Here is a 10,951-nt window from a genome sequence, read left to right on the forward strand (position 1 = left end):
GCGATCGAATCTTGTCATTAGAATTAGACGTTCGCACCGATTTTTTCGGTTTGGGGAACACCCCAGACTGGTTTTCGACTCAAATCTTAATACTGGAGACGGAATTGAGTAGAATCACGATCGCCTTCCGTCCCGGCTGGTGTCGATTTTCCACAATGCTATGATGTGCCGATCCGATCTCGCGAAACCTTCAACTTCCCCTGCATCCAGTGACTATGATGCCGTCATTATTGGTGGCGGATTTTTCGGATGTAAAATTGCAATTTATCTGAAAGCGCATCTCGATCGAATTTTAATTGTCGAACGAGAAGGGGATTTGCTCCAACGCGCCTCTTACACCAATCAAGCGAGAGTTCACAACGGTTACCACTATCCCCGCAGTTTATTAACGGCATGGCGATCGAAGGTTAATTTTCCTCGGTTTGTGGAAGAATATCGCGATTGTATCGATAATACCTTCGATAAATATTATGCCATCGCCCGCACATTTTCTAAAGTGAATTCCGCTCAGTTTAAGACATTTTGCCAGCGAGTCGGAATTCCCATCAAACCCGCCGAACCCTCTATTTCTCGGTTATTTAATTCGAGTTCGATCGAAGCGGTATTTAAAACCCAAGAATATGCCTTCGATGCGGTCAAGCTCAAGCACCGAGTTAGCCAAGAAATTGATGATGCAAATATCGATATTTTGCTTGATACTCATGTCGATTGCCTCCAGCAAAAAAAAGGAGAGCAAATTGAGGTTTCGATAAAAAATTCTGACAGCAAACGATGTATTCGCACCCGTTATGTTTTTAACTGTACTTATTCAGAAATAAACCAAATTCTCAAGGCTTCTCATCTCCCCACTGTTCCCCTCAAGTACGAGTTAGCAGAAATGGCCTTGGTGGATGTGCCACCTCAACTCAAATCCATCGGCATTACTGTCATGTGCGGACCGTTTTTCTCCCTGATGCCATTTCCCCCTCGGGGACTCCACACCTTAAGCCACGTTCGGTATACACCTCATTGCTATTGGCAAGAAAGCGATAATCTCAGGATTGAAGACCACCAATCTTACAGCAACATTCGCAAAAAAACGAACTTTCCCTTTTCGATTCGCGATACAATGCGATATTTACCCGTTGCCAATGAATGTAAGTATGTCGATTCCCTTTGGGGTGTAAAAACCGTCTTGCCGCAAAGCGAGGTGGATGATAGCCGACCGATTTTATTCGAGCACAACCCCAAACTTCCAAATTTGTATTGCGTTTTGGGTGGTAAAATCGACAATATTTACGACCTTCCCCATGAATTGAATGGTTTGCAGTTAATCCAAGGAACTTGAGTAGCGTGGAACGATCGGATTGTTTTGTCTCGGTGGTAGCTCCCCTGCATAATGACGCGCGAATTGTCAAACCATTTATCGAAGACGTGATGCAGGTTTTACGGAACCATTTCGCGAATTATGAATTAGTCTTGGTCGATGATGGATCGACAGACAATACATCGATTGTCGTCTCTTCTTTACTGCGAGATTACGAATGTATTCGCCTCATTAATCTCTCTCGCAGTTTTGGTATGGATGTCGCGATTTCGTCGGGTTTAGACTCGGTAATTGGCGATTTTGTCGTCGTCATGATTCCCGAATCCGATCCGCCAAAACTCATTCCCCAGCTGATTGAAACTGCGCGAGATGGGAAGGATATTTTAATCGGAATTCGTCGCGATCGCCATGACGAACCCTTCTGGATGAAAGCCGGTGCGAACTTATTTTATTGGCTGTGCCGGACATTCTTTAAAATCCCTTTAATTCAAAATTCGACTCAATTTCGAGTCTTGAGCCGACAGGTGGTGAATGCTATTACTCAAGTTCGCGATAAATCTCGTTATTTACGCTTGCTCGGTGCCTATGTCGGTTATCGCTCGGATACGTTTACCTACGATTTTATTTATCGATACCGCCACCGCAGATTGAAAGGACTTCTGGAACTATTAGATACCGCACTGCAAATTATCGTCGTCAACTCCGTTCGTCCTTTGCGATTTGCAAGTTATATCGGCTTGTTTGCCAGTGTTTTAAATATTTTTTATATCGTCTATATCGCACTGGTTTACCTGCTCAAAGAGCAGGTTGCAGAAGGTTGGATGACCCTCTCGTTTCAAAATGCCATCATGTTCTTTTTTGTTTCGATGGTATTGACAATACTTGCGGAATATGTGGGATTTATTTTCGATCGCCTGAAAGGATGGCCGGCTTATTACGTCGCTGGCGAACAAAACAGTTCGGTATTAATTGCCGATCGAGAACGTCGAAATATCGTGCAAGAGTCGAAAAAAATTTCTCTTTAGGATGACACTAAAACAATTTAAACTAAAACAATAATTTAAACTCAAAAAATTTAGAGTCGATCGCCAATCTGGTTCGAGCCAGCAAGGCGATCGACCGTACCACCAAGCGATCGTCGCGATATGGAGGGTATCAACCGTTGCTCGAGACCAAAACCTGGCAAGTTCCCCGCCACCAATCCATCGAACTGGCCCCCAAACAGAGTCGATATTGCATCTGCATTCCAATTATTAACGAAGGATTAAAAATTCAAAAGCAGCTCGATCGAATGCGGCAGATTTCGAGCCGCTTCGATATCATAATTGCGGATGGCGGCAGCAGCGATGGGTCGACCGAACCCGATAAACTGTCGCAACTGGGGGTGCGAACGCTGCTGGTGAAGCAAGATACCGGCAAATTGAGCGCTCAGTTGCGGATGGGGTTTGCCTACGCCATGGAGCGAGGATACGACGGCATCATTACCATTGACGGGAACAACAAAGACGATCCCTCGGCGATTCCCAGCTTTGCTGAGGCCCTCGACGACGGATGCGATCACGTTCAGGGTTCGCGATTCGTTCCCGGTGGTGAGGCGATTAACACCCCCCCCGAACGATTCTGGGCTATCAAACTCATTCACGCGCCGCTGATTGGTCTCGCGGCCGGGTGGCCCTATACCGATACCACCAACGGGTTTCGTGCCTACTCTCGCCGCTTGCTGCTTGACGAACGGGTGGCACCGTTTCGGGAGGTCTTTTCCGGCTACGAACTCCACTACTACCTGGCGATTCGCGCGGCGCGGTTGGGATACGACGTGCGCGAACTTCCCGTCACTCGCATCTATCCCAAAACCGGACCGACACCGACGAAAATCAGTCCGATTCGGGGGAACGTTCTCGTGATGCAAACCCTGATTCAAGCCTGTCTGGGAAAGTACGATCCCAAATCTAATTCAATTGCGGAGGTGCGATCGTGAATCGAGGCATTATCGGATATACCGGATTTGTGGGGGGGAATCTCACCCGCCAAAGTTCCTTCGAGAAGGGATACAACTCGAAAAATATCGAATCCATTGCCGGCGAGAAATTCGACTTCCTCATCTGTGCGGGTGCGCCGGCGGTGAAGTGGCTGGCGAATAAAGAACCCGATCGCGACAAAGCCAGTCTCGATCGATTGATGCAATCCTTAACAAAAGTTGAAGCAGACAAGTTCGTTCTCATTTCGACGGTGGATGTGTATCCGATTCCGCGAGATGTGGATGAAGCCACTGCCATCGATACGGAAAACTTGCACCCCTATGGCAAACATCGCCTCGAACTCGAAAATTTCGTTCGCGATCGATTCGATTGTGCCATCGTCCGCTTACCGGCACTGTTTGGGGATGGACTGAAAAAAAATATCGTCTACGACTTCCTCCACAACAACCAAGTGAAGAAAATTCACTGCGACCACGTGTTTCAGTTTTACAACCTAGACTATCTGTGGCGAGATATTCAGATCGTCCTCGATTGCGGTCTCGAATTGGTGAATTTTGCCACGGAACCCACCCCCGTTCGCGAGGTGGCGCGAGACGCTTTTGGGTTGGCGTTTACCAATCGACCCCACGATCGACCGATTCGCTACGATATGAAAACCCGATACGGCGATCGATTCGGGAGGGGTGCATCGTCCTATTTGTACGAGCGATCGTGCATACTCAAAGATTTAACCAACTTTGTGAAAGCACAATCTCAAAAACCCGTGTAAACCCAGCCAGAAAAGAGGGGACGATCGTGAAAATTTCTATTTCTAATATTGCGTGGCAAAACCCCGAAGAAGAAGCCATTGCAGATTTAATGCAAACCTTAGAAATTCGGGGTGTTGAAATTGCACCCACCAAAATTTGGTCGTCGCCATTGACTGCTAGCGATGGAGAAATTGCCGATTACAAAAAGTTCTGGAATTCTCGCGGCATTGAAATCGTTTCCCTCCAGGCGCTGTTGTACGGTCGATCGGAGTTGAAAGTCTTTGAGAGTGCTGAAAATCGGCAAGAAACCCGCGACTATTTAACGGGAATTATTCAACTCGGCGAGAAATTGGGGGTGCGGGTGTTGGTCTTTGGATCTCCCAAAAATCGGCGGGTGGGAAATATCAAACCCAAAGAAGCCGAACGAATCGCACGAGACTTTTTCTTTGAGATGGGTGAAGTCGCCAAGAAACATCATGTGACCTTGTGCATCGAACCCAATCCAATTTTATATAGCTGCAATTTTGTCAATACCTCCGCGCAAGGTTTAGACTTAGTAAAAGCCGTGGGAAATGAGGGATTCGGATTGCATTTAGATACGGCGGGAATGACCTTAAGCGAAGAAGAAATCGAACCGGCGATCGCCAAATGCGTCGATCGAATTTGCCACTTTCACATTAGCGAACCCTATCTCGGCACCGTCGGAACGGGAATCGTCGAACACCGTCGCTTTGCTAAAGCTTTAAAACAAGGGAACTATCAGGGTTGGACATCCGTCGAGATGAAAGCGCAAGATGCCGATTCTAACTACATTAACGTGGAGATGGCGTTAAAAACCGCGCTGAAATATTACGGCTAAATTCCCCCCGTGGGGTCCCTTGCATCTATGTCTGTTTCTAAACCTCAGCTTAAACCCAATCCGATTGCCGTTTTGGGGATCGTTCTTATTTCTTGGATCGCGATCGTGCCGGTGGTGAATGGGATTGCGCTGCCATTAGAAGAAGAGGCACGTTCGATTGTTTCCTACACCAGCATCAAAAATTTGAGTCCCTATACCGATTACCTGAAGTTTTTATTGCTGTTGTTGTTTCCATCTCTGGTGGCCGCGATCGTCCTCATACTCAAGCCACAATTTTGGCAGAAGATCTATCGAACCATTTTCTCTCTTTTGACTCGAAAAAAGCGGGTTTTAGCTTTAGCAATATCGCTGGCAATATTTTGGACGATTTACGTCAGTTTTATCGTCGTTGCTGATTGGGGAGTTCCCGACTGGAACTCAGCAGTCATCGATCCTTTTCACGAGGGGGAGTATTTCGGTTTGCTGCCGAACTTTACTCAACTCGATCGACCTTTTTTAGGAACATTTTTTATTCACGGATTTGGCTTAGACGCACTGCCAAGCTTGATTGCCGATCGCCTCGCTACAGAAAATAATACCATCGCCCTGACCCGTTTTTTCTATTCCGTAGAAAATGCGATCGCCTGCATGGCTTATTTTTGGCTAATCTGGGAAATTGTCAGTTCAATCGAACTCAAAGCGTATCAAGTCCAAGTTTTTTCGATCGCCTTAATTTTCTTCTGTGTTTTAGAAAACTTTATCTATAAAACCTACGGTGGTCGCGATGTAGTTTTTATCATGCAACTGGCGCTGGTGGTGCGTTATTTTCGCGTTGCCGTTCCGACCGTTTTCTCCGGTGGCAAACACCCAAAATTTCTAGCGGTTCTCGTCGGCGCATCCTTACCCTTGAGTTTTCTCCACACTTACGATCGCGCCGCCTATTTCGTTCCCGTTTATCTCGTGGCTTCGGCATTAATGATTGCTTTTGGTCGGCAAAACCTGCGAGTTTGGCTGGGAGAGTCTGGCTTGGGGATTTGTCTGGGATTTCTCCTGGAAATTTCCATCCTGGGAATCGCACAAGTCATTGAGATCTTCCGACAAGTTGCCTACTGGTCTGAGTATGGCAAATATGTCGCCTTTCTCCCCCTGCGAGATATCGAACTCAATTACTTTTCATTCTTAGATTGGTTCGGAATTTTATTCTTATCCTCCGTTCTCATCTATCTCGTTTGGGACTATTGGATTTCCCATTCTAAAAGAGACTTTTTCCTTCAAAATCATCTCATCCTCGTCTTGTTCGTTGCCTCTTTAACCTATATGCGAATTTTGGTCGATCGCAGTCCCGGACGGGGAACCTTTGCAGCAACAGTGACAGTATTTTTGCTCGTTTACCTGATGCTGAAACTCTATCAAACCTATTTTGAAGCGGGTGTTACTGAAGGAACGATCGCACCCACCGCGCAATTATTTTTTGTGTTACTGATACTGGCAGCCATTGCCGCCGAACCCGGCTTTCATCTCTTTAATTACGGCGCGCGCCTTCAAGACTATGTTGAGTCTCTACGCAAACCCGACACCGAACTGCTTCAGCCTCACTATCTCGAAGCCTGGGAGACGCTACAGCCGGAAATCGATCGGCAATCTTGTTTTTATACCTTAACCTCGGAAGGACTGTGGTACTATCTCTTCGACAAGCCTTCTTGTTCTAAAATCAACTATCTATACTACGTTCGACCTCCCGAAACCCAAGATGCGGTGATTCGCGAAATTGAGGAAACTCAGCCAAATATTATTCTCCTAACCAATTCCATGTGGTCGAATGCGATTGATGGCGTCCCGATTCTCGATTCGGCATCGCGGGTTTATCAATATTTCCTGCAAAACTATCAACCCTACCGCAGTATTTCCGACCATTGGTTTTGGCAGCGGCGATCGCAAAATATTACCTTCGATCCGGTTGCCTCCAATACCCTGGGAAGCGCCGATACCCTGTGTTACACTCCCCCAGATTGCCGACTGACGGCTAATTTAGAGGAACTGGAAATCGATATGGGGGATACGGCATCTCTGAACGGCTGGACGACACTATCCCCCAACGGTCAACCCGTCGATGCGGTCTACCTCAGTTACGGCGAGGAGAATCGGTTGGTATCTGCGGCGCGGATTAATCCCGATTTGCGGTGGACGCTGACGATTCCGACGATGTCTCTTCCTGAAGGGGATAATATTTTCCGGGTTTGGAGTTACGATCTCACCCAAGATAAACTGGTGCAACTTGGTTCGGATCTTCGAGTAGAAATGGATGATTGATAAGTAATAAGCAATTACTTTACTCGACTTTAGTGACGAATTGCAAGCCATGCCAGACTCCCAACACCGAGGAAATTCAAGAGAGAATTCCAATTTCACCGGTCTCCTAAGTATTACCCTAATTTCATGGTTGGTGCTTTTGCCAATCGTCAATACGATCGAACTTCCGTTTGCCGAAAATGATACGGGAGTGGTTTCAACAGTTGCCATCAAACAATTTTCTCCTTATACCGATTATCTCAAATTTGCAATTCTGTTGTTTGTTCCAGCGGCGATCGCATTTTGCCTATCTCAACTTCATTCACAAATAAAAGCAAAATGTCTCGCTCTCGTTTTAAAAATCATCGAAAATAAAGCCCTGGTTTCAATCTTCACGATCGGCTTAATTATCATCTGGTCGCTCGATCGAATCTGTCCCGATTTCGGGAGACCGCTGGTAGATACCTTTCACGAAGGAGAATATCTCGGATATTTACCGAATTTCACCCAACTCGAAAAACCTTTTCTTCAAAGTGTTTTTATTCATGGATTTGGCTTAGATGCCGTACCGAGTTTACTGGCAAATTGGTGGGTTGGAGATGGAAATAACGGGATTGCCATGACCCGTTTTTTTTATGTTTATACCTCCATTTTGGCAATGTTCGGCTATTTTTGGATACTGTGGGAGATTGTCAGTTTATTATTGACAAAGTATCGCCAATATATTTTTATTTTTTCGATCGTTATCTGCTGTTTATTTGAGAAATATTTCTTTTTCCTTGATGGCGGCAGAAGCTTTATTTTGACAATTAACCTCGCGTTAACGCTCCGTTATTTTCGTTTGTCTATCGCGCTTCCCAACTCAGGGAGGGTAGATTGTGAATCTCCAGTCTCTCTGAATTCCCCTTATTCAGGGGGATTTTACGAGCCTCATTCATTCGACAAACCCTATAGTGCGAAAATATCCGCGATCCAAAAACTGCGCCTGCTTTCGTTCTGGGTGGGTGTCTTAATTCCGATCGGATTTTTGCATACTTACGATCGAGCCATTTATTTTTTAGTCACTTATATTTTTGTCAGTGCACTAAGTTTGAGCTTAGAAAAGCAGACTTACTGGCGGTGGATTCGGTTTTCAATTTTAGGGATTATATTTTCCTGTCTATTCATTGTATGCATTCTCGGACTCTCTCAAGTGACCGAAATTTTATCTCAGGTTTCCTACTGGCCGAAATACAGTCGGTATATGTTTGCGTTGCCGATGCCCGATCTAAAAATTAATTGGGTCAATCAATTATATTGGCTGCCAATGCTCGTGCAAAGCATGACGTTGGTCTATTTAACGTACGACTTTATCCACAACACGAATATTAAACACTTTATTCAAAAGCATTTTTTCTTATTCGTGACTCTTTTTGTGAGTTTACTTCACATGAGAGTTCCGTTAGATCGCAGTAATGTTATTATGGCGGGTCAAGGTGGGTTTTGGTGCTTTATACTCATTACTTATATCACTTTAAAAGTTAACCAGATTTATTTAAAAGAAAAATTAATTTTATTTTTAAATTATCCCGATCGAAAAATTATGGTTGTGGCAATTCTCTTCGCTTTAATTGCCGCCGAACCTGGTTTTGCGCTTTCTAATCTATCCGGACGCTTCGATAACCTAACGAAATCAAATGCTGAAATCTTGCAACCCGCTCATTTAGAAGTTCTCGAAACCTTTAAAGCCGACATCGATCGCCAATCTTGCTTTTATACGGCCAATACCGAAGGGATTTGGTATTACTTATTCGATAAACCCTCTTGTTCCAAATTCGGCAACCTTTATTACGCGCTACCAACGGTTGCTCAGGAAGTCGTCGCGCGCGAACTCGAAGCGACCCAACCCGAGCGCATCTTACTCACCGACGGTATTATTCTCACCGGACGTACGATCGCCGATACCACCCCCATTATTTTCCAATACATCCTCGAACGATACCGACCCGAACGCCTCGTTGCCGAACGGTGGATGTGGCGTCGCAGCCAAACTCCCCTAGAATTAACCCGAGACAGCACCGCCATTGGCACCCTCGAGCGGTGGTGCATCGCCACCGAAGACCGGGAATGCCTCCCCATGCCAGAACCCGGAAATCGGCACGCACTTCGCCGGGGAAAACCCATTTATACCATTGAAGGTTCCGCCATTCTTCCTGAACGAAATCGACCGGCCGATGCGGTCTATCTCAGTTACGGCAGCAGCGATCGCCTCGTGACGGCGTCGCGGGTGAATGGCGATGGTTCCTGGAGTCTGGCCGTTCCCTCGATGACCCTCCCGTTGGGGAAAGAGAGCTTGTGGGTGTGGGCTTACGATGCCGAAGGCGATCGACTCCGACCGGTTGGATACGATCTAGAAATTAACATTGTCCGATAACTCAAGATCGGGACGCATCGGAAATCCCCATCGGATAAGGTGCGATCGGAATGTTGCATCGGGTGAACTTCCATGAATTATTTATACTGAGTATTGATACGGAAAGAGTCTGTCGGTGGGTGAAGATCGATCGAGAACCCACACTGACCAAGAGCTTTTCTGGCTGCGAAAAAGCGTTACCCGACCGCCATCGATTATGAACTCAACCCTACTCAACCATCGCTATCGGATCGTTCGTTCCCTAGGACGGGGGGGATTTGGAGAAACCTTTCTCGCGCAAGATACCCACATGCCCTCCGGTCGCTACTGTGCCATCAAGCAACTCAAACCCGCCGGCAACGATCCCCAAGTCCTGCAACTGGTACGAGAACGATTTGCCCGAGAAGCGGCGATCGTCGAATCCTTGGGGGATGGGAACGATCGCATTCCCTCCCTCTATGCCTACTTTTGCGAAGCCGGGCAATTTTACCTGGTGCAAGAGTGGATTGACGGTCAAACCCTCGCCGACAAGGTCGCACTCGAAGGTGTCCTTGACGAACCTTGCGTCCGCAGCCTCCTCAAGAGCTTGCTGTCCACCCTCGAATACGTCCACCGCCAGGGTATCGTCCATCGCGATCTCAAACCCGAGAATATCATTCTCCGAAAATCTGATGGCGAACCCGTTCTGATCGATTTTGGGGCGGTTCGGGAAACCATGGCGACGACCCTCAGTTCCACGGGAAACGTCACCCACAGCATCATCATCGGCACCCCCGGTTTTATGTCCGCCGAACAGGCCTCCGGTCGTCCCGTCTTCGCCAGCGATCTCTACAGCTTGGGAATGACGGCGATTTACGCCCTCACCGGTTTTACACCGCAGCAGATGACAACCGATCCGCAAACTGGGGCCCTGCTGTGGCAAGGATACGCTCAAGGAGTCAGCCCGCAATTAGCCGCCGTCTTAGATAAAGCGATCGAATCCCATCCTCGAGATCGCTATTCCCAACCCCAGGAAATGCGAGCGGCCCTCGAACCCACCACCCCAAAGCCATCTCCGGCATTGGGTGTCGCCCCCGCTCCCGGAACCCCCATCTATCAAGTCCCCATCCCTGCGACCGGGACCCCCATCTATCAAGTCCCCATCCCCGCCACCGGTGCAACGGTGGCCGCCACCGACCCCTCCGCCTCGGGCAGATCGTCTCTTCCCTCCCCACCCGGTTTCAAAAAAACCGCCATCGCCCGCGCTATCGCCGGTGGACTCGTGGGAGTCGGAACCTTGGTGGGGATTAGCTTTGCCCTCAACCAACCCGAACCCCCATCCCCAGCAGTTACCCCCATCGTCGAAATCCTGCCCCTGGAACCGGAACCCCCCGCACCGGAACCGGAACCCCCCGCACC

The 10,951-nt window shown here is 47.6% G+C and carries 8 protein-coding genes; all 8 read left to right on the forward strand.

The window, feature by feature from the left end; translation table 11 throughout:
- Nucleotides 1-160 precede the first annotated feature (160 nt).
- Nucleotides 161-1,327, forward strand: coding sequence for an FAD-dependent oxidoreductase (locus AC2215_RS02600; RefSeq protein ID WP_486808391.1), 1,167 nt, complete (start codon nt 161-163; stop codon nt 1,325-1,327).
- Nucleotides 1,328-1,332: 5 nt separating this feature from the next.
- Nucleotides 1,333-2,331 carry a glycosyltransferase family 2 protein gene (locus AC2215_RS02605; RefSeq protein WP_486808392.1) on the forward strand — a complete coding sequence of 333 codons (999 nt, stop codon included), beginning with the start codon at nt 1,333-1,335 and terminating at the stop codon, nt 2,329-2,331.
- Between the two features lie 137 nt (nt 2,332-2,468).
- Nucleotides 2,469-3,284 (forward strand): glycosyltransferase family 2 protein, encoded by an 816-nt coding sequence (locus tag AC2215_RS02610; protein WP_486808393.1) that lies wholly within the window; start codon nt 2,469-2,471, stop codon nt 3,282-3,284.
- Nucleotides 3,281-4,054 (forward strand): Rossmann-fold NAD(P)-binding domain-containing protein, encoded by a 774-nt coding sequence (locus AC2215_RS02615; RefSeq protein ID WP_486808394.1) that lies wholly within the window; start codon nt 3,281-3,283, stop codon nt 4,052-4,054. Before AC2215_RS02610 ends, AC2215_RS02615 begins: the two co-directional genes overlap by 4 nt.
- Nucleotides 4,055-4,080: 26 nt before the next feature.
- A complete protein-coding gene (locus AC2215_RS02620; RefSeq protein ID WP_486808395.1) occupies nt 4,081-4,893 on the forward strand; it encodes a sugar phosphate isomerase/epimerase family protein in 813 nt (270 codons plus the stop codon).
- A gap of 27 nt (nt 4,894-4,920) precedes the next feature.
- Nucleotides 4,921-7,182: a hypothetical protein gene (locus AC2215_RS02625; RefSeq protein ID WP_486808396.1), complete on the forward strand. Its 2,262-nt coding sequence runs from the start codon at nt 4,921-4,923 to the stop codon at nt 7,180-7,182.
- Nucleotides 7,183-7,231: 49 nt separating this feature from the next.
- Complete coding sequence (locus tag AC2215_RS02630; RefSeq protein ID WP_486808397.1) at nt 7,232-9,574, forward strand: hypothetical protein; 2,343 nt, start codon at nt 7,232-7,234, stop codon at nt 9,572-9,574.
- A gap of 196 nt (nt 9,575-9,770) precedes the next feature.
- Nucleotides 9,771-10,951 (forward strand): protein kinase domain-containing protein (locus AC2215_RS02635; protein ID WP_486808398.1); only part of this gene is annotated, 1,181 nt, incomplete at its 3' end.

Source organism: Zarconia sp., assembly GCF_057467645.1.